The following is a 20,459-nucleotide window of genomic DNA, read 5'->3' on the forward strand; positions in this document are numbered from 1 at the left end:
GCATATGGGTTCCACCCAAGGGGCCGTATATGTGATGCCCAATCCTGGCACGAATACGGAATGCAGGACCAGACTCTGATCCTTTGGCGGTCATATCAACCTTTGCACTTTAATGTATATCGGAAACACCGAATGTTTTTTGCACCTTTACCTTAAACATTTCGACAAGAAAGCGGGTTTTCCTGCAACACACTTAGGCAAATTTGCCGATTTTTACGCGGCAGCGTCCCTTTTTAGTCAACCCATCCTGTTCCATCACCTTGAATCGACCAAATCCTTGAATGGATACCACATCTCCCGCCTTAAGCGCTTTGGACGGATCTTCCTCCACTTTCCAATTCACACGACAGCGGCCAGCCTTGATCGGAACGAGAACTTTACTGCGACTAAGCCGATACACATCTGCACAGATGCCATCCAAACGCAGTGAAGCGACAGTAATATCCATCGTCTCCAGTTTACTCTCGGACCATTTCAGCTGATCCAGTGCCAACAGCTCCGTAAACACATGTACCCGGTGCACCTGATTCAGTTGAAGCGATAAAAAAGCGCCGGTTTCCGACGCCACCACCGTATGGCATCCATCCTCCAGCACTTGAATATCACCGATCTTGCCACGTTTCATGCCAAGCCCGAGCAGGGCACCCATATAGTCCCCATGCTCCAGCTCTTTGATTTTCTGATCGTCAGACGTAATGCTCATCACCTGCATACCCATATCCTCATCGTCCAGATACCGATAATCCGGTGCAATCAGCGCACGCTTACGTTCAGCTGTTTCATAACCACCATCCAGACGAATCTGTACATCATCTCGACGGTTCACAAGTGTTTGTAAAATAAAGACCTGCCTGGGATCAAGAAAGTCAGTTAGCTTCATGTCATGATACTTACCTGCCCGTTCAACCCAGTCTGAGGCTTTATCCACAAAATCCCGCTCATCATGACTAAAATGCTCGTAAATCTCACCGCTCATCTATGTTCACCCTACCTTAATATACAAAGTATCGGAGGACGGAGATCAGCCCATTAAGCGCGAGTTGAAGAACGATCAACGCCACAATCGGTGAAATATCCAACACACCGAACAAAGGCGGAATAAATCGGCGGAAAGGTCTTAAATATGGTTCTACAAACTTACCTAGCCATTCACCGATGAAGCTCTCCCGTGCATTGGGAAGCCATGACATCAATATGTAGACAATGACCATGTAAAAGTAAATCTGGTATAACGTGTACAACACGCTTTCAATCTGATACAAAAGTGGCTCACCTCATTCTGTTATAATCTTGCTCGCTGTCAGCCAGTATTTCCGTAATTGAACCCTGAATTTCAACCGTATCTGGCGTACAGAGAAAAATGTTGCCGCCAATTTTTGAAATACCGCCGCCCAGTGCATACACTGTGCCACTCAAGAAATCAATGACGCGCAAAGCCTGATCCTGACGTACCCGCTGCAGGTTAACGACAACTGTACGATGGGAGCGCAGATGGTCAGCAATCTCCTGTGCTTCGTCATAAGAACGCGGTTCATAAAGGACGACTTTAACATTTTTCTGGGAATGAATGCTCACCACATTATTACCCCTTTGGTTTCTACGTTTATCGAGACTTGAGGTTTCAGCTTCCTGCTGATCAGGATCATGTTCCTCTTGTGCCGCCATACGCTCACGTTCCACAATCTCTTCCTCTTCCTGAAGCCCGAGGAAATTCATAAACTTATTCATTACGCCCATTGCGAACCCTCCTCTTTTCCTACGAGAATCGATCCAAGCCGAACCCAGGTTGCCCCTTCTTCAATCGCCACTTCAAAATCATTGGACATGCCCATCGACAACTCGGTCAATGGCTCCGCTGTCAAAGCTTGTCCATTCAAATGGTCTCTAAGCTCACGCAGTCCGCGGAATACGGGACGTGTAAGCTCTGGATCTTCCTCATGGGGTGCCATGGTCATCAGGCCGATGACCTTCAGGTTGTTGAACGAACTGATTTCACGCAAAAAGGAACTCGCCTGTTCAGGCTGCAAGCCATACTTACTTTCTTCACCCGAAATATTCACCTGCAATAATGTTTCCACCTGGATGCCAAGAGACGCCGCCTTTTTATCCAACTCCTTGGCCAGGGACAAACGATCCAGTGAATGTATGTAACGGAATTTACCGATGACGTCCTTCACCTTATTCGTCTGTAAATGACCGATAAAATGCCAGGTTCCCTGCTGACCGAATGCTTCCCATTTCGCTTGTGCATCCTGCCAGCGGTTTTCGCCAATATGCTCAAGACCGTGGTCCAGCACAGCTCCCGTTGTTTCAAGTGAGACGTATTTCGTGACAGCAATCACATTCACATCTTCACGTTGACGGCCACTGCGCTGACACGCGGCTTCGATCTTCTGATTTACTAGTTGTATACGCTCCTCCAATGACACAGAGGGTCACCTCTCTTCCAGCCCAATCCAGCTCGCCATTCTCCCGGTAATGCCATTTTCTTTACGATACGAGAAAAATAGCTCGGGATTGCAGCTTGTACACCAAGTTGTACATTCGATATGATCCGGCAATATTCCTGCTTTCATCATAATGTGTCGATTGCATTCTTTCAAGTTTAACATCGTTTTGCCATTTGCGGCAGGTCGATATACTTGATTGGATGCAGAGTTCTTGTATTCATCATTACCCGAGGAGTGGTCCAGCCAAACCCGTACATGCTGCATAACCGCTTCATCCACTTCATAACAGCAATCCCCAATGGAGGGACCTATTGCAGCATGGATATCCTGTCTGCGACTTCCATATTCTTGCTCCATCTTTTCGACCATCGACTCGGCTATACCGGCAACTGTACCTTTCCATCCGGCATGAGCAAGCCCCACCGCTTGTTGTACGGGGTCATAGAAATAAAGGGGTACACAATCTGCATAAAAGGAAGTCAGTAGCACACCAGGCACATTAGTGACCAACCCATCCGTATCCTGTATTGCAGACTGTCGATCCAGCAAACCTTTGCCCCGCTCTTCAGCCGTGATTACAGCGACATGTTTACCATGTACCTGTTCTCCACAAGTCCAGGACTCCAAAGGGAAACCCAGCTTTTCAGCCACAAGTTTGCGATTATTGAGCACGTCAGCCGGATCATCACCCACATGATATGCGCAGTTGAGACTGGCGTAAGGTGTGCTTCCGACACCACCCTGCCTTGTCGTAAAACCGGCTTTCATATGCTTAAACTGCAATTTCCACGGCTCCACATATAATAACAACGGGTCAGGACCCCAATTTGAGTTCTGGCTTCCCGACCGTATTTCCTTATCCAAAATAAACGGTTCCATCTTCTCACCTCACAACTTCCAGTGTACCAAATGAACCCCGTTCTGTCTCGGTTATATCGTTCGGCGCTGGTTACGATTCAAACGTTCAATACGTTCCACCCGGTCCATCCGGCCGTTCTGTTCGTCATACAAGCGGGCTTCACGGTCGCGCTCATCGTAGTTATTTTCCTTCATTTCATCCATTTTAACCAAAATCACATCCGAACCGATCTTCACAATGTTTCTCCAAGGGATGACCAGATCCGTCCCCCCGCCAAACAGCCCCATAAAACGACTGTAACCTGGCACAACAATCGCTTCAATTCGGCCCTGCTTCAGATCCAATTCCAAATCGCTAATCTGACCCAGACGTTTTCCATCCGTAATGTTAATAACATCTTTGGTTTGAAAATCCGAAATTTTCATCCCGCTACCCACCGCTTCACCTGTGTTCACTTTCATTTGGTCCCGCCCCCTGATTAATCCGCTTCTGCCCGTTCTCCGCTTCTATACAATATATGTTTCATACGCGAAAAATGTCCTCTTTTTCGAAGGAAAGGAAACCGAACAAATCCAAATATCTCTGATGTCGAAATCCAAAAAGCAAAAAGACGATCAAAGGAATGTCACTTCCCTTTGATCGCCTCTTCGCTAACCCCTTGTTACGACTTCACATGTTTCTGCATTTGTTGTATCGCTGATTTCTCCAGACGGGATACCTGCGCCTGGGAAATACCAATTTCATCAGCCACTTCCATCTGGGTTTTTCCTTCGAAAAACCGCATCGACAGAATCATTTTCTCCCTTTGACCGAGACGATGCATCGCTTCACGCAGTGCAATTTCCTCAATCCAGGACACATCCTTGTTTTTGTCATCACTGATCTGATCCATCACATAGATCGGATCTCCACCATCATGATAGATCGGTTCGAAGAGCGAAACCGGGTCCTGAATGGCATCCAATGCAAAAACCACATCTTCCTTCGGCACATTTAGTACCTCAGAAATTTCGAATATCGTCGGTTCACGGGAATTTTTATTCGTCAGGCTGTCACGCACCTGAAGTGCTTTATAAGCAATGTCCCGCAATGAGCGAGATACCCGAATTGGGTTATTATCGCGCAGGTATCGACGGATTTCACCGATAATCATCGGCACCGCGTAGGTTGAAAATTTGACATTCTGGGATAAATCAAAATTATCAATGGCTTTCATCAGGCCAATACATCCAACCTGGAACAGATCATCGACAAACTCTCCCCGATTGTTAAAGCGCTGAATGACACTGAGTACGAGACGCAAGTTGCCATTCACTAATTTCTCTCTTGCTGAGCGATCATGGTGTTGCTGAAGGGAATGAAACAATTCCCGCATTTCTGTGTTGGTGAGGACAGGCAATTTTGCGGTGTCCACGCCACAAATCTCGACTTTGTTTCGGGTCATCGTGATTTACCTCCCAAGGAGAAACATTAATGTACATTATCTCCGGGGCAGGCTTTTTTATTCGCACTTGGCATCCTTGCCATTAATACCCATTATGAAAAATGCTCCTGTTCAGACCATCTTGTTGAACTCCTTGCGGAGTCTTTTAATGATTCTTTTTTCGAGACGAGAGATATAGGATTGGGAGATTCCAAGCAGATCGGCGACATCTTTTTGTGTCTTTTCTTCCCCATCCGTCAAGCCAAAGCGAAGCTCCATAATCATTCGCTCCCGCTCGGTTAATTTTTCCAATGCTTTATGCAAAAGCTTCCGGTCTACCTGTTCTTCGATATTCCGATAGATTGTATCGTTCTCAGTACCGAGTACATCGGATAATAATAGTTCATTTCCATCCCAATCAATATTGAGTGGTTCATCAAAAGAAACTTCTGTACGAATTTTACTGTTACGTCTCAGGTACATCAAAATTTCATTTTCGATACAACGGGAAGCATAGGTTGCCAGCTTAATTTTCTTTTCCGGGTCAAACGTATTAACGGCTTTAATCAAACCAATCGCACCGATGGAGACCAGATCCTCGATATTAATACCTGTATTTTCGAATTTACGTGCGATGTATACAACCAGTCGCAAGTTCCGCTCAATTAACATGGCACGGATCGCGGAATCTCCTGAAGACAACTTTTGCAACAAAAACTCTTCTTCTTCACGTGTTAATGGGGGCGGAAGCGCCTCACTGCCTCCGATATAATAAATCTCTTCACTTTTCAACCCAAGCAGAAATAATAAACGATAGTACTGCAGCTGCGCCACCAGTTTCCATTTTACAAGCATGTACGTTCCTCCTATACCACATTCAGCGGCTTTTCTGTTGCTCCCGCAGAGATAGCCGTAGACTGCGCAGAAGCAGCGTCTTGCACAAGCTCAGGGTGAATCACGGCCTGGTATTTTCCATCGGATGACAGTACGCCCCCGTCCAACCCTATTAATACCTTTGTCGTCTCATAACACATCTCATCCATCGTTACCTTCACCCGGTCTGGCTTCATCGCCAGCATAAACGCAGTTCCTTTGTTAATGCCTCGATAGGGTACAAGCCTTAAACGATCCTGCCAGTGGAAGTCCTCCTGATCGAGCTCCATGATAAGGTTGTCCGGCGCCTCATCCTTCAACCTTCCCTTCCAAGCAGCAGGCAGCATGTCTTGCCATAACGATACTTCCATTACCATGACGGGCATACGTGAAAGGGGGTCTGTGAGTTGATTTCCTGTATCCAGAAGGCCTGTACAAGAAATAGTCACATCATCAATAAAAACCTCCACTTTACCCAAGTACGTTGTCATTCGGTCTGTTTTTCGTTTGGAGCCCTGTACGGCTTTGAATAGAAAAAGCACGGCAAAAAAGACGACAAACGTGAACCAGAAGGCAATTTTCAAATCAAAAGACATTCCACCTGATGCTGTAAACCAAATGCCGTTGAACAATTCCCCAGAGCTTTGCAGCATGTAGTGCACACCCAGAATTCCCCCTGCGGCGACAAAATTGATTACATAGAAGGTACCCAAGGTCCTCATAAATGCCTGAAGACCCTTAAACCCAAATGCAATACTCAGCATCACCAGAGACAATCCAAACTTGATCAAAAAGGTGAACATAAAATCAAACTCCGGCACAAACATCATGACAACGTACAGCGCACCCACGATCGCGGACAGCAACCATCGCCACCAGACCAGCTTCGTTTTGCGCATCCAGGCCGTCAGTCCGATGAGTGCACCGTCAATACACAGGTTCGTCAAAAAAATAAGATCCACATATACAACCACATTCTTCACCTGCCTGCGCGCAACATATCGAAATAACGTTATCCCGATATTCATGAGCATATTCACAAGTATAAGGAGCTCACTTTTCAAAGTCTGTCTAATCATGGGGGGATCGTTCCAACTTTTTTTGTCGGAATTACTCAGAGTAGTTGTTCAGAATTTGTTCAATACGATGTGATAGGATAATAAAAAAAACAAAAAAGACCCGGTTGCTCCATCAGGAGCACCGGGTCTTCAATGAAATCTATTATCGTATTAATCGTTGTTATTATTACGTGAACGATTGCGCAAAAATGTCGGAATATCCAGCTGATCATTGCTCGGCTGATTTCCGAACGGACGCAAGTTCGGGGAACGGTTATCCGCAGGCTCACTTGCTGGAGCGGGTTTACGTCCTGGTGGTGGGGGAGCAGGTTTATCTTCAAAGCCAGTCGCAATAACCGTGACTTTGATTTCCTCCTTCAGATCCTCATCAATGATGGCACCAAAGATCATGTTCACTTCCGGATCAGAAGCTGACGTAACAATCTCAGCTGCTTCATTGACTTCATACAGGGACAGGTTAATGCCACCTGTAATGTTCATGATAACCCCGCGTGCACCTTCGATGGATGTTTCAAGCAAAGGACTCATGATGGCTTTACGTGCCGCTTCTGCAGCACGGTTCTCGCCAGTCGATTCACCAATACCCATCAGCGCAGATCCACGCTCGTGCATGATCGTTTTGACGTCTGCAAAGTCAAGGTTGATCAGACCCGGTACAGCGATCAAGTCAGAGATACCTTGTACGGCTTGACGCAATACATTATCTGCTTGACGGAACGCTTCAAGCATTGGTGTCTTTTTGTCTACAATCTCAAGCAAACGATCATTTGGAATGACAATCAGCGTGTCCACTTTTTCCTTGAGAGCTTCAATACCTTGCTCTGCATGGCTGGAACGTTTACGTCCTTCAAATGTGAACGGGCGAGTAACTACACCCACGGTAAGTGCGCCGCACTCTTTGGCGATTTCGGCAATAACCGGAGCTGCGCCTGTACCCGTACCGCCACCCATACCCGCTGTAACAAATACCATGTCTGCACCTTTCAAGGTGTTCATGATCAAATCACGGGATTCTTCCGCTGCTTTTTTACCTACATCCGGGTTGGCACCAGCGCCAAGACCACGGGTTAATTTATCACCGATTTGCAATTTATGCTCGGATTTCGCGAGGTGCAACGCCTGAGCGTCCGTATTTACCGTAATAAATTCTACACCTTGTACACCGTTTTCGATCATACGGTTGACTGCATTGCTTCCGCCGCCGCCTACACCGATGACTTTAATTTGAGCCAAGCTCTCCATCTCGAAATCAAATTCCAACATATTATTCCATCTCCCCCTCAATGTGCATGGATGGCCCGTCCAATTTTTGATTGAACCGAATCAATTTCATATATCGACGAACGAAAGCGTTTATTTTAGAACCAGCGCATTCAGACGGCTTCAAGAATTGTATGAAATGGATTCAACCTTTTATATAAATTCGCTGAACATATTTTTCAGCCGTTCGAACAGACCTGGTTTCTGCTCCGATTCCTGGGCCGTATTCGGCTTAGGACGGTTGGTCGGTTTTTTGTTGTTATTATTGTTGTTGTTATTTCCACCGCCGTTGTTGCTCGAGGGACGAATACGCAAACTGCGAATTACACTGTGCAAAATGCCGACTCCGCTCGTGAAGCCAGGGTCACGCACACCGATATAATCCGGCACCGCAACTCGTACCGAAGCAGCAAGCTCATGCTGAGCTACCTGCAGAACACCCGGCATAGAGACCGTACCTCCCGTTAGTATATAACCTCCAGGAAGATCATTGTAACCAAGACGCTTCACTTCTTGAGAAATCATCTGGAATATTTCTTGAACCCTCGGTTCAATAATAGCCGCCAGATCCTCTTGAGAGAATTCCTTGTCTACGTTGCTGCCGATCCGTGTTACTTTGAACATGACATCCGCAGCAGCATCATCCAGCCATGCGCAGCCATATTTCAGTTTCACCTTTTCGGCTTGATCTGTTAATGTGCGCAGACCATAGGCAATGTCATTCGTTACAAACTCTCCGCCGATAGGCAGCGTTGAAGTTGCAACGAGACTGTCTTCTTCGAAGATGGCGATGGTTGTAGCCCCTGCTCCGATATCCACAAGCACGGAACCCATCGTTTTTTCATCCTTGGACAATGCCAGCTGACCTGCTCCAAGTGACATGAGTACCAAATCACTTACTTTCAAACCCGCTTTTTCCACGCAGCGCAAAAGATTATGTATCGCGGTTTTTGCACCCGTAATGATGGTCGCCTCTACTTCCAGACGAACACCAATCATACCACGGGGGTCCTGTATGCCCTCCAAGCCATCTACAACATACTGCTTGGCGACAACATCAATAATTTCCCGTTCCGGTGGAACCGCAATCACTTCGGCTGCTTTCAACACCCGTTCCATGTCTTCTTCTCCGATTTCACGATCCTCGTTAGACACTGCCACGACACCGTGACTGCTCATCAGTCCGATATGATTTCCCGAGATTCCAACATACACTTCGGATATTTGAATACCTACCATACGTTCTGCATGATCCACTGCATTGCGGATCGATTGCACCGTCTGATCGATATCTACGATTACACCTTTGCGAATTCCCTCCGAGTCGGCAGATCCAACTCCAATAATATTAAAGGTTCCATTATTCATTTCCCCAATAATAGCGCGAATTTTGGATGTACCGATGTCCAAACTAACAATGATGTCATTGTTGCTCAAGTCTGTGGCACCTCCTGACTCCAAATAGTAAAATACGTTCGGGTTTAAACACTCTTAAAATATATTCAACACACTTTAGGCTTTCCCTCTTTTTTCTACAATTTTTTTGGGTGCCAAGATCTGGTTGCGAGACATAAAACCTTGAAGAAAAAAGAAGGAGGCAACTCAAGTGCCATAAGTTCAAGTGTATCATTTTTTCTTCGTCTCAGAAAGAACAACTTTCACTGGATAAAAGGGGCTAAACCCCGATCCCGCCTGGTTTTGAATACTGCTCAACCGAATAAAGGCGGAAATCAGGGAGTTGCTCCTGGTTCAGCATCTTCTTCCGGGTTATCCGGAATGAAAGGCACGTACGTATCGGCCTCCAGCATCGTGATTTTCCCTGGACGTTCCGTCTCAATGACCTGATTGAGATACTCTACCTTATCGGACAATAGAGAAACGGTTGTAATCACTTCAAACTGTGACTTGGTATACATCCGAATCTGATCCGGGAAAGAAGGTGTAGGATTCGGAATAATCTCTGAAATATCCGTCGTTAGTTCATTCGGGATCTTGGCCAACTCTTCACTCAGCTTGGCCTTGAGCGGATCATCCGCCTTCCACTGGGTCAAAATCGGTTTCTCAACCGCAACGCCAATGGTGGCAGGGACCGTTAAGCTTGTCCCGCTTGCCAGTATGGCTTTTAGCGTACCGTCAGAACCAAGTTCATACGCAACCGTTGGATATTCCTGCACCTTGATAAGAATAGTCCCTGGAAATTGTTTATCCACAGTTACGGTTGATATAGCCTTGATCGTTTTCAGTCGCTCAATCACATCAGCAGAGGTTGTCCCAAAAAACTGTTCGCCCTCCTTCAGACCACTTTTCTCCAGCAGTTCTGAAGTCGTTGTGTATACATTACCCGTAATCTCAATTGCCGAAATCCGACTCATCGAAGAACGAAAAAAAAGTACTGCAAGTAATACAATAAAAAGAAGTAAGAGAATAAAAACAATTTTACGGCTTGTGTTTCGTTTGGGCCGATTCTTCTTCAGAACCGGAATTTGACTTTTAGGCATAGGTCGCGCTCCACAAAGCCTCCGGCCCCCTTCCCTTAAGAAGGGGACTCAAAGGACGTTAATTGGCAAAATCCAGCTGCTTCGAAACGGGGGACTGTCGCTCAACCGAAGCTCCAAGACTCTGAAAGAGCTTCTCGATACGATCGTACCCTCTATCAATATGATGCACTTGCTCCACAACCGTTTTTCCCTGGGCAGCAAGGCCAGCAATAACTAGTGCTGCACCTGCACGCAGATCGGTTGCTTCCACTGTAGCCCCGTACAACCGGGGAACGCCACGGATAAAAGCTGCATTCAGGTCTACCGAGATATCGGCTCCCATGACATTCAGCTCATCCACATGTTTGAACCGACCCTCGAATACCGTTTCCTTCATCACACTGAAACCGTCGGCCAGACTGAGCAGCACCATAATTTGCGACTGCAGGTCTGTTGGAAATGAAGGATACGGAGAAGTCACAATGCGGTCTACTGATTTGGGACGGCTCATACAGCTCACCGTCATTATATCATTGCAGACTGTGATTTGAACACCAGTACGCTTCAACACATGTATAAGGGAAGTAAGATGGGCCGGATTGCAGTGTGTAAGCGTTACATTCCCTCTCGTTGCTGCGGCTGCAATCATCACCGTTCCTGCAACGATCCGATCAGGTATAATTTCATAAGAGCAAGGCTTGAGTTTCTCCACACCATTAATGGTGATGGTATCCGTTCCAGCACCGATAATTCGTGCACCCATCGCATTCAGAAAATGTTGCAGATCCTGTATCTCTGGTTCTCTGGCTGCATTAAATATCGTTGTTGTACCCTCAGCTGTAACGGCAGCCATCATAATATTTTCTGTGGCTCCTACACTGGGGAAATCCAGATGAATGTCTGTTCCCACCAGCTTGCGCCCGCGGCATATGATCTGCTGATCCAGCTCTTCAATCGAAGCTCCGAGCGCCTCAAGGCCCCGAAGGTGAAGATCAATTTTACGTTCCCCAATGGCACAGCCACCTGGCTGGTACACGGATACTTGCCCAAACTTAGCCAGCAATGGTCCCATCAAAAAAATGGAAGAACGCATCTGCTTCATGAGATCCTCAGGCACATCATATGACCGGATGGACGATGTATCTATCGTCACTGTTCCCTGTTCATGCCGACACGTGCATCCAAGTCGTTCCAGGATATACAGCATCACTTCGATGTCCAGCAAGTGTGGAACGTTGTGCAGCGTAACTTCTCCGTCTGCCAACAAACTTGCGGCCATGATCGGTAAAGCGGCATTTTTTGCTCCATGGATGCGTATGGATCCTGAGAGGGGTTTCCCGCCTTCAATCACCAATTTGTCCAATGTATCACCTCCGGGGTTTACCGTTCACCCACTACGAAGACTTCCGGTACCAGGTTAATACCGTTTTGAGATGATATAGTGTTCTGAATCTGCTGCATTAGGGTGATAACGTCCTCTGCTGTTGCTTGGCCTGTATTGACAATGAAATTGGCATGCATGGTGGATACCTGTGCGCCTCCCTGAATCATACCCTTTAACCCCGCTGCTTCAATCAGGCGGGCGGCATGATCACCAGGGGGATTCCGGAACACGCTGCCAGCACACGCCATCTGCAGTGGCTGTGTACGGCGTCTACGGTCTTTATAAGCGGCCATCGATTCCGAAATGACTTTGCGTTCTCCCTGCTGTAGTGCAAATGTAGCCTCCAGCACGATGCCTCTCCGGTCATGCAGAACAGAGTGGCGATAGGCAAATTCCATGTCCTCCTTGCTGTAACGTACCAATTCCCCTGTCTCCAGTACAATCTCAGCAGATTGAAATATCCGTGACACATCCGATCCATGGGCACCAGCATTCATATATACGGCTCCGCCGACTGTTCCGGGGATGCCGCTGCCAAATTCCAAACCGGTCCACTCTTTCTTTGCAGCAACAACACTGAGTTTAACAAAGGAATGTGCCGCTCCGGCAGTTACCCCGCCCTCGTGAAACTCGGCATAATCAAAACCTTCTCCCGGTTTCACGACAACTCCGCGTATTCCCTTGTCAGACACCAGCATGTTTGAACCCCGTCCAAGCTGCATCCATGGGATCTGATGTTTGTGCAGCAATTGGATGAGATTGACCATCTGCTCCTTGTTTTCCGGTATGACCAGCGCATCTGCAGGACCGCCGATCTTCCATGTGGTGTATTTGGCTAGCGGCTCGTTTTCAAGAACTTTGCCGACATTGTTCTGGGATAGTAACGATATCCACTGCTGCATATTAATATCCTCCTTTACTTCAAAACCGATGAGCACGGCAGTTTTCGTTGCTGCAAGCCGTGTTGCGGCGCCATAGAACGATTGTCACGATTTATAGGGTATCTTATGTCAGTCCCGCCGTGTGTGTGACAATCGCCCAAAACGCACATTAACGCCCTGCAGCAAGACGCCGAATCTCGCTCACAAGCACTTCGGCTGCATCAGGTTTCCCCAGTTGCCGGGAGGCTTCCGCCATCCTTTTGCGCGCCGCTTCGTCATTCATAATTCCAGCAATCGCTTTATATAGCGCCTGGCCTGTCAGATCCTTCTCCAGCATCGTAAGCGATGCACCGCCACCCTCAAGCGTACGAGCATTCGCCTCCTGATGATTATTCGTCACGTTAGGTGACGGAATCAGAATAGATGGAATACCTAGAGAGGTAATCTCGGCAAGGAATGATGCCCCTGCACGATTTACGATCAGCGACGTGCATGCAAGAACCTCAGGCATGTTGTGCACATAAGGCAGCACATGTAGATGATTTGGCATCGTTCCAAGGGAACTGCGGATCGCTTCACGCGTTTCATCAAAATATGAGTCACCAGTCACGTAGACCACATGCACATCTTCAAGCTTGGCCAGCATCGGTGCCATATCCACCATGGCTTTATTAATTGCTTTCGCACCACGGCTACCGCCAACCACAAGAACAACTCGGCTGTCCATGGGTACACCCAATGTCGCAAATCCACGATCGCGGCTGGCTTGAGCTACCGTTGTAGCCCTTGGATTGCCGGTATACACAACTTTTTTAGCTCCAGAGAATGCTTTCTCCGAACCCTCAAAACTAACAGCTACCGTATCTACATACCGGGTAAGGAACTTATTAGTTAACCCGGGAATGGCATTCTGCTCGTGAATAACACTTGGAATACCTAGTTTGGCTGCTGCATATACGACAGGTCCACACACATAGCCCCCCGTACCGATGACAACATCGGGTTTGAATTCCTTGAGCATTTTCTTGGCTTTACGTACACCTTGCAGAAATCTCATCACAGTCTTCACGTTGTCAAAAGACAATTTCCGGCGAAAACCTGTAATATCAATCGATTGAAACGGAATATTCTCTTGTGGCACCAGTTTGCTTTCCAGCCCACGGGTACCACCGATATATAAAAATGTCGAGTCGGGATTCTCCGCCTCACATTGCCTTGCTATAGCAACGGCCGGATAGATATGCCCACCGGTACCGCCGCCGCTTAGAACGACTCGCATCGTACATTCACCTCGCATAACGGGATAAGTTCAATAATATGCCTAACGCTGTCAACATCAAGGTCAGAGATGAACCGCCATAACTGATGAGCGGCAGTGTAATTCCCGTAACCGGCATAAGCCCGATCACGACACCAATGTTGATAATGACCTGCACAGCCACCATACCCACAATGCCTACGCCCAAAAGGCTGCCAAAAGCATCTGGTACCGTCATCGCTACGCGCATCCCTCTCCACACCAGGACCAGGAACAGCAACAATACAATCATTCCACCAATGAAGCCAAGCTCTTCTGCCAAAATGGAAAAAATAAAATCCGTCTGTGGCTCGGGTACATAGCTGTATTTTTGCCGACTCATACCCAGCCCCAAGCCGGCAAGTCCTCCCGGGCCGATCGCATATAAAGATTGAATAATCTGATATCCGGCACCAAGTGGATCAGACCACGGATCCAAAAAAGCCGTTATTCGCTGCAATCTGTAAGGAGCTGCCGCAATCAACGCGGCAAATCCCGCTACACCGCCTAGGGCAAGAAGCAAGAGATGCTTCATCCGTGATCCTGCTGTAAAAATAATGAGCATTGATGCACCCAGCATTACTGTGCCTGTCCCCAAATCGGGCTGAAGCATAATAATACCAAAGGCCAAACCAATCAAACCGAGCGGTGGCAGAAGCCCCGTCGTAAACGTTTTGATTTTGCCGGGTTCCTTACTTAACCAATGAGCCAGAAACAGGATCATCCCCAGTTTCATGAATTCTGAAGGTTGTATGCCGAATGAGCCAATGCCCAACCAGCTTCTTGCCCCTCCGCGAACCACTCCGATGCCAGGAATCAGCACCGCAATCAGCATTATAAAACAGGCAATCAGTATAGGCTTTGCATACTTTCTCCAGACCCGGTAGTCCACATTTGCCGTAACAAACATGGCAGCAAGTCCAAGTCCGGCGAACAGCAGCTGTCTTTTGACAAAGTAAAATGAATCACCATAGTCATGAAAAGCAAGCACCGAGCCCGCACTGTATACCATAATAATGCCGATGGCAAGCAATGCCAGAATACAAATTAGGAGCCAGAAATCCGGCGCCGGTCGCGTCTGTTTCATCAGGAGGCCACCCCTTGCATGGAAGTAGGGGCTTTTCCACCCCCCTACTTACAAGTTATGCGCCGCCTCTTTAAAAATGCGTCCCCGCTCTTCATAGGAAGCAAACATGTCCCAGCTTGCACACGCCGGTGATAACAAAACAACATCACCTGGAGCTGCAAACTGTGAAGCTTCCTGCACGGCAGCGGTTAACGTCCGGGCAGCGTCCTCCTCATTATCGACGACCTTAATTTGCTTTAATCCCGCCAGTTCCGCGACCTTGGCAATTTTCTCTCGTGTCTCTCCAAGAGCAACCACAGCTTTCACCCGCTCCTGGAACAATGGCAGCAATTCCATCATGTCTGAACCACGATCCAGTCCTCCGGCAATGAGCACGACCGGTTCCTTGAAGGAGTTCAGCGCCATTACAGTTGCCTTGGAATTGGTCGCTTTGGAATTGTTATAATAGCCCGCTCCATTATGTTCAAGTACATACTCAAGACGGTGTTCAACCCCCTTGAAGTCAGCCAGAGGCGCAGCAAGTACAGATGGGTCGGCGCCAGCGGACACAGCAATAGCTACTGCTGCCAATGCATTTCCCACATTGAATCGTCCTGGTAGTCCGATGTCTTCCACATCAATAATGACATGATGGTTGCCCTCACCGTCTGCATAGATCACCTGGCGCTTCACATCATCCTCTTCCCCATCCACGTATGGAGGATCTGCATATACCCCTGCTTCAAGCTTCTCTGTCAGCGAGAATGGGAGCAGTCTTGCTTTGATATAAGGAACAAGTCCGCGGCATACCGGATCATCCCAGTTCAGGATAGCCACATCCTCCGGTTGTTGGTTGGAGAACAATTTGGCTTTGGAAGCCACATAATCATCCATGTCCCCATGGTAATCCAAATGAGTCTCCGCCACGTTTAGCAAACTGGCAATGCGCGGACGTAAATCGGATGTGCCCTTCAGTTGGAAACTGCTAAGCTCCACCACCATCCAGTTATCCGCAGAAGCCTGCTCTGCCGCCTCACACAATGGCGTTCCAATATTACCGGCAACGATTGGTTTCAATCCGGCAAGCTCCAACATGTTGCCTACCCACGTTGTTGTGGTTGTTTTCCCGTTAGAGCCCGTGATCCCGATCATAGGCGCAGCGCATAGATGGTAAGCTACCTCCACCTCAGTCACCACTTCTATGCCTAAGGCAAGTGCCTGTTGCACAGGAGGTGCCTGATAAGGAATGCCCGGATTTTTGACTACAAGCTTCACATCACTATGAATCAGGTCGTCCGGATGTCCTCCGCATACAACAGAAATTCCCAAAGCCTCCAATTCGGATGCTTCGGGACACTGTTCTCTCTCTTTTTTATCATTAACTGTAACGATTGCGCCGGCACGATCCAGTACTTTGGCGACCTGCACGCCGCTCTTGGCCAGTCCAAGCACGACCACTTGTTGTCCACGATATGATTCAGGATGATTCATTGTTTACAACCCCTTGTTGAGATAAAGTCCGAGAGCGGCCAAAATGGCACCTACCGCCCAAAAAGTAATGACAACTCGCCATTCCGACCAGCCACTCAGTTCAAAGTGATGATGAATCGGGCTCATTTTGAATACGCGTTTGCCACGAGTTTTGAAAGATACTACTTGAATGATAACGGACAGGATTTCGATGACGAAAATACCGCCAATGATGACAAAAAGAAGTTCTGTCTTCGTCACAATGGCGACGGCACCAATCGCACCACCAATTCCGAGTGAGCCTGTATCTCCCATAAACACTTTGGCCGGGTGTGCGTTATATACCAGGAATCCAAGTACCGCACCAATCATCGCCGCCGCACATACTGCTGCTGGCATGGATGTTGCCTGCATCGCCACAATGGCAAATGCCCCAAATGCAATGGCGCTCACGCCGGACAACAAACCGTCCAGACCATCGGTAAAGTTAACTGCATTCGTGATGGCAAGCATCATGAATACCACAAACGGATAGTAGAACCATCCCGTCCAGTCGAAGGAGACTGATGTACCCGGAATCGATATGGCTGTACTGTGTCCATTCTGGATCAGTAAGTAGCACATCACTGCACTGAAGAACAACTGACCAATCATCTTTTGTCTAGCCGTCAGCCCCAGTGAACGTTTGAATACAATCTTGATGTAGTCATCCAGGAAACCGATCAGACCGAAGCCGAGTGTAGCCACCAGCAGGACATAAAAGTCCGTGTTTTTGACCGCTGAAAATTTCAAAAAGGCCAATGTGAACGCGAGTAAAATAACTACTCCGCCCATTGTAGGTGTTCCGCTTTTTTTCAGATGGCTCTGTGGCCCATCTTCCCGAACCTGCTGTCCGAACTTCATTCGACGCAGCAATGGAATCAAGAGCGGTGCAGCAATCACCGCCAAAATAAATGAAACACCGATTGTTAACAGTAATACCTGAAAATCCATGGGTTCACCCCTCTAGTCTACTCTATTCTGTAATGGATCTATTTTTAGCGCTTCGACCACATCCTCCAGTTTCATGCCCCGGGAGGCCTTAAACAAGACAACATCTCTGGATTGGAGATTCTCCAGTAGATATCGGGTCAATTCTTCCTTGCTCTCAAAAGTGTGTACGGCTTCTGCTGGCATGTTTTGTCTTGCTCCTTCTGCGATACTCGCAGATAAAGGGCCATAAGCCAGCACCATATTCATTTTGTCCGGTGTGATATATTCACCGATTCCCCGATGGAGCTCATGCTCCTGAGGCCCCAGTTCTAGCATATCACCGAGCACGGCGACTTTGATCCGATACCCCTTGAGACCCTCCAGCACATCCACAGCGGCTTTCATGGAGGTTGGACTAGCGTTGTAAGCATCATTAAGCATGGTCAAACCACTGACGCCGTTAATAATCTCGATGCGCATGCCGGTTAATTTCAGACGTGACAGTCCTGCTACAATCTGTTCAGTAGCCACTCCAAAATGACGGGCAACCGCTAATGCAGCAAGACAGTTGACCACATTATGTGTTCCCAATAACGGCAGTGTAAGAGCGCCCTCTCCAGACTGCTTGGTGGTAAACGTGACCCCACTCTGTGCATTCATAATTCCAGTAGGATAATCATCGTTATCCGTCTGCAAGCCAAATGTATACCGCTGAAGTCCTTCAGGCAGCTTAGTCGCTGGCTCTGCCAGAACCTGCTCAATCAACGGTTCGTCGCCGTTGTATATCAGCAATCCACCTGGTTTCATACCAGCAGCAATTTCAACTTTTGCCCGAGCAATCTCCAATCGAGATCCCAGTTGAAGTAGATGGGATTCTCCAATATTCGTGATGATTGCGACATCCGGCTGGGCAATTAAAGATAATTCTTCAATCTCCCCTCGGCCGCTCATACCCATCTCCAGAATTACAATCTCAGTGTCCGGTTCCATGCTAAGTACGGTAAGTGGCAAACCAATATGGTTATTGAAGTTGCCTTGGGTCTTATGCACTTTGAACGTTGTAGACAGAATGGCATCCACAATGTCCTTTGTTGTTGTTTTACCATTGCTGCCTGTAATGCCTACAACGGCGGCCTTGTTTTCTCTTAAATAGGATGATGCAAGCTCCTGTAATGCAACCAGGGTATCCTCCACAATAATCACAGCACCTTGAGGTGCAATTCCGTGATCCTTTTGCCATAATGCCCCGGCAGCGCCCTTCTCTACACAGGTTTGCACAAATTCGTGTCCGTCAAACCTTTCGCCAACAAGAGGGATAAAGAGACTGCCTTGAACCGGCTTACGCGAATCTGTAAATACACCTTCAACACCAACATCACCATAAGCAGCAACGTCAGTTAGTGTTCCTCCACACATCTCGGCCAATTGTGCCAATGTTCTTTTTATCAATTGGATTTGCCCCTTATCGCTTCTTTCGCTATGATCCGATCGTCAAAGTCCGTCTTGGTTGTACCGATAATTTGATAGGTCTCATGCCCCTTGCCCGCAATCAATACTACATCGGCAGGGCTTGCCATTTCAATAGCTTCATGAATCGCCTGGCGCCGATCCACAATCATCGTATAACGATCAGGTTGAATAGCATCTTCAATGAGGCCCTGTTCAATATCCTTGAGAATCAGATCGGGATCTTCTGTCCGCGGATTATCGGAAGTGACAAATACGATATCGCTATACTTGGCTGCAATTTTGCCCATTAGAGGCCGCTTCGTACGATCTCGGTCACCACCACATCCAAATACACAGATCACACGTCCTTCAGCAAATTCCTTCACCGTCCGCAATACGTTCTCCAAGCCATCTGGGGTATGAGCATAGTCAACAATGACTGCAAACGACTGTCCTTCGTCAACAGCCTCAACACGTCCATCTACGCCGGGTACCGTCTCCAAACTACGTTTGATCTCCTCCAGCGGAATGTCTTCAACCAGAGCAGCAGCGATGGCAGCCATTGCGTTGTATACATTGAATTTGCCTACCATGCGTAAACGAATATCAGTACTGCCTCTGAATGTATCTACATGGAAAGAAGTCCCCTGCGAGGTAATTGAAATCTGGGATGCGCGAACATCCGCATTTTCCTCCATGCCGTATGTAATGACTTCAGCTGCAGTTACAGATATAAAATAGGCAGCAGCTGGATCATCTGCATTGATCACTGCAAATTTGCGCATGGAAGCATCTGCGGTATATCCATTACCCAACCGTGCAAAGAACAGTCCTTTGGCTCCGCGATATTCCTCCATGGAATGATGGTAATCCAGATGATCCTGTGTCAGATTGGTAAATACAGCCGTACGGAATTCCGTCCCCTTCACCCGACCTTGCTCCAAAGCGTGGGAGGAAACTTCCATAACACAACAATCCGTGCCAGCTTGAACCATATCATTCAGACTGCGCTGCAGATCAAGTGCTTCCGGTGTAGTGCCTGACATCGGGTACGTGCGCCCGTCATAGCGCATTTGAATGGTCCCGATTAATCCTGTTTTTTGACCAAAGTCACTCATGATTTTTTCAATTAAATAGGTAGTCGTTGTTTTTCCGTTAGTTCCCGTTACACCAATCATATTCATCTTGCGGCTTGGCGAGTCAAAAAAGCAATCTGCCAGTACAGCCATGGCGAAACGGCTGTCTTTTACCAGCAACTGCGGAACAGGCAGATCCAGCTCTCGTTCCACAACCAGAGCAACAGCTCCAGCGTTTACAGCCTTCTCAGCATAGTCATGTCCATCAACTGTATGCCCTGGAAGACAGATAAACAGATCTCCCGGTTGTACCTGGCGAGAATCTGTCTGTAGGTTTTGACATTCTGTATTCGGTTCGCCAATGACACGGGCGGTTGTCAGCATTGATGAAAGTTGTTTTAAAAGCACATGAATAACCTCACTTTTTCCAAGTTTAATTCAAT

General features: G+C 47.6%; 20 protein-coding genes. All 20 read right to left on the bottom strand.

The features are described from left to right. Positions 1–193: 193 nt before the first annotated feature. The 20 genes from G3352_RS07270 to G3352_RS07365 all read right to left on the bottom strand — a co-directional run bounded on the left by G3352_RS07270 (position 194) and on the right by G3352_RS07365 (position 20,424). Positions 194–976, bottom strand: coding sequence for a YlmH family RNA-binding protein (locus G3352_RS07270; protein ID WP_076288135.1), 783 nt, complete (start codon positions 974–976; stop codon positions 194–196). Between the two features lie 16 nt (positions 977–992). Then, complete coding sequence (locus G3352_RS07275) at positions 993–1,262, bottom strand: YggT family protein (protein WP_205524745.1); 270 nt, start codon at positions 1,260–1,262, stop codon at positions 993–995. Between the two features lie 7 nt (positions 1,263–1,269). After that, positions 1,270–1,737: a cell division protein SepF gene (locus tag G3352_RS07280; RefSeq protein ID WP_063566976.1), complete on the bottom strand. Its 468-nt coding sequence runs from the start codon at positions 1,735–1,737 to the stop codon at positions 1,270–1,272. Then, a complete protein-coding gene (locus G3352_RS07285) occupies positions 1,728–2,429 on the bottom strand; it encodes a YggS family pyridoxal phosphate-dependent enzyme (protein WP_072734481.1) in 702 nt (233 codons plus the stop codon). Before G3352_RS07285 ends, G3352_RS07280 begins: the two co-directional genes overlap by 10 nt. A gap of 6 nt (positions 2,430–2,435) precedes the next feature. Next, positions 2,436–3,329 (bottom strand): peptidoglycan editing factor PgeF, encoded by an 894-nt coding sequence (pgeF, locus tag G3352_RS07290; protein ID WP_163755304.1) that lies wholly within the window; start codon positions 3,327–3,329, stop codon positions 2,436–2,438. 51 nt (positions 3,330–3,380) lie between these two features. Then, positions 3,381–3,734, bottom strand: a complete 354-nt coding sequence (locus G3352_RS07295; RefSeq protein ID WP_163755416.1) for a YlmC/YmxH family sporulation protein — start codon at positions 3,732–3,734, stop codon at positions 3,381–3,383. A gap of 236 nt (positions 3,735–3,970) precedes the next feature. Beyond that, a complete protein-coding gene (sigG, locus tag G3352_RS07300; RefSeq protein ID WP_024628410.1) occupies positions 3,971–4,753 on the bottom strand; it encodes an RNA polymerase sporulation sigma factor SigG in 783 nt (260 codons plus the stop codon). A gap of 111 nt (positions 4,754–4,864) precedes the next feature. Continuing rightward, positions 4,865–5,587 carry an RNA polymerase sporulation sigma factor SigE gene (gene sigE / locus G3352_RS07305; protein WP_017687308.1) on the bottom strand — a complete coding sequence of 241 codons (723 nt, stop codon included), beginning with the start codon at positions 5,585–5,587 and terminating at the stop codon, positions 4,865–4,867. Positions 5,588–5,598: 11 nt separating this feature from the next. After that, positions 5,599–6,579 (bottom strand): sigma-E processing peptidase SpoIIGA, encoded by a 981-nt coding sequence (gene spoIIGA / locus G3352_RS07310; protein ID WP_163755418.1) that lies wholly within the window; start codon positions 6,577–6,579, stop codon positions 5,599–5,601. 255 nt (positions 6,580–6,834) lie between these two features. Beyond that, a complete protein-coding gene (gene ftsZ / locus G3352_RS07315) occupies positions 6,835–7,947 on the bottom strand; it encodes a cell division protein FtsZ (RefSeq protein ID WP_064636455.1) in 1,113 nt (370 codons plus the stop codon). 150 nt (positions 7,948–8,097) lie between these two features. Further along, on the bottom strand, positions 8,098–9,381 hold the full coding sequence (ftsA, locus tag G3352_RS07320) for a cell division protein FtsA (protein ID WP_163755306.1): 1,284 nt from the start codon (positions 9,379–9,381) through the stop codon (positions 8,098–8,100). Positions 9,382–9,674: 293 nt separating this feature from the next. Continuing rightward, positions 9,675–10,442 (bottom strand): cell division protein FtsQ/DivIB, encoded by a 768-nt coding sequence (locus G3352_RS07325; RefSeq protein ID WP_163755308.1) that lies wholly within the window; start codon positions 10,440–10,442, stop codon positions 9,675–9,677. Between the two features lie 58 nt (positions 10,443–10,500). Further along, positions 10,501–11,784 (bottom strand): UDP-N-acetylglucosamine 1-carboxyvinyltransferase, encoded by a 1,284-nt coding sequence (murA, locus tag G3352_RS07330; protein WP_053781219.1) that lies wholly within the window; start codon positions 11,782–11,784, stop codon positions 10,501–10,503. 17 nt (positions 11,785–11,801) lie between these two features. Continuing rightward, complete coding sequence (gene murB, locus G3352_RS07335; RefSeq protein WP_163755310.1) at positions 11,802–12,707, bottom strand: UDP-N-acetylmuramate dehydrogenase; 906 nt, start codon at positions 12,705–12,707, stop codon at positions 11,802–11,804. 148 nt (positions 12,708–12,855) lie between these two features. After that, positions 12,856–13,965 (bottom strand): undecaprenyldiphospho-muramoylpentapeptide beta-N-acetylglucosaminyltransferase, encoded by a 1,110-nt coding sequence (gene murG, locus G3352_RS07340; RefSeq protein WP_076288129.1) that lies wholly within the window; start codon positions 13,963–13,965, stop codon positions 12,856–12,858. A gap of 7 nt (positions 13,966–13,972) precedes the next feature. After that, on the bottom strand, positions 13,973–15,070 hold the full coding sequence (gene spoVE / locus G3352_RS07345) for a stage V sporulation protein E (protein ID WP_163755313.1): 1,098 nt from the start codon (positions 15,068–15,070) through the stop codon (positions 13,973–13,975). 48 nt (positions 15,071–15,118) lie between these two features. Continuing rightward, a complete protein-coding gene (murD, locus tag G3352_RS07350; RefSeq protein WP_163755315.1) occupies positions 15,119–16,540 on the bottom strand; it encodes a UDP-N-acetylmuramoyl-L-alanine--D-glutamate ligase in 1,422 nt (473 codons plus the stop codon). A gap of 3 nt (positions 16,541–16,543) precedes the next feature. Continuing rightward, positions 16,544–17,512 carry a phospho-N-acetylmuramoyl-pentapeptide-transferase gene (mraY, locus tag G3352_RS07355; protein WP_063566988.1) on the bottom strand — a complete coding sequence of 323 codons (969 nt, stop codon included), beginning with the start codon at positions 17,510–17,512 and terminating at the stop codon, positions 16,544–16,546. A 12-nt stretch (positions 17,513–17,524) separates the two neighbouring features. Continuing rightward, positions 17,525–18,937, bottom strand: coding sequence for a UDP-N-acetylmuramoyl-tripeptide--D-alanyl-D-alanine ligase (locus G3352_RS07360; protein WP_163755420.1), 1,413 nt, complete (start codon positions 18,935–18,937; stop codon positions 17,525–17,527). Next, a complete protein-coding gene (locus G3352_RS07365) occupies positions 18,937–20,424 on the bottom strand; it encodes a UDP-N-acetylmuramoyl-L-alanyl-D-glutamate--2,6-diaminopimelate ligase (RefSeq protein ID WP_163755317.1) in 1,488 nt (495 codons plus the stop codon). Before G3352_RS07365 ends, G3352_RS07360 begins: the two co-directional genes overlap by 1 nt. Positions 20,425–20,459 lie beyond the last annotated feature (35 nt).

The organism is Paenibacillus sp. ALJ109b, assembly GCF_010747435.1.
Taxonomy (GTDB): Bacteria; Bacillota; Bacilli; order Paenibacillales; family Paenibacillaceae; genus Paenibacillus; species Paenibacillus taichungensis.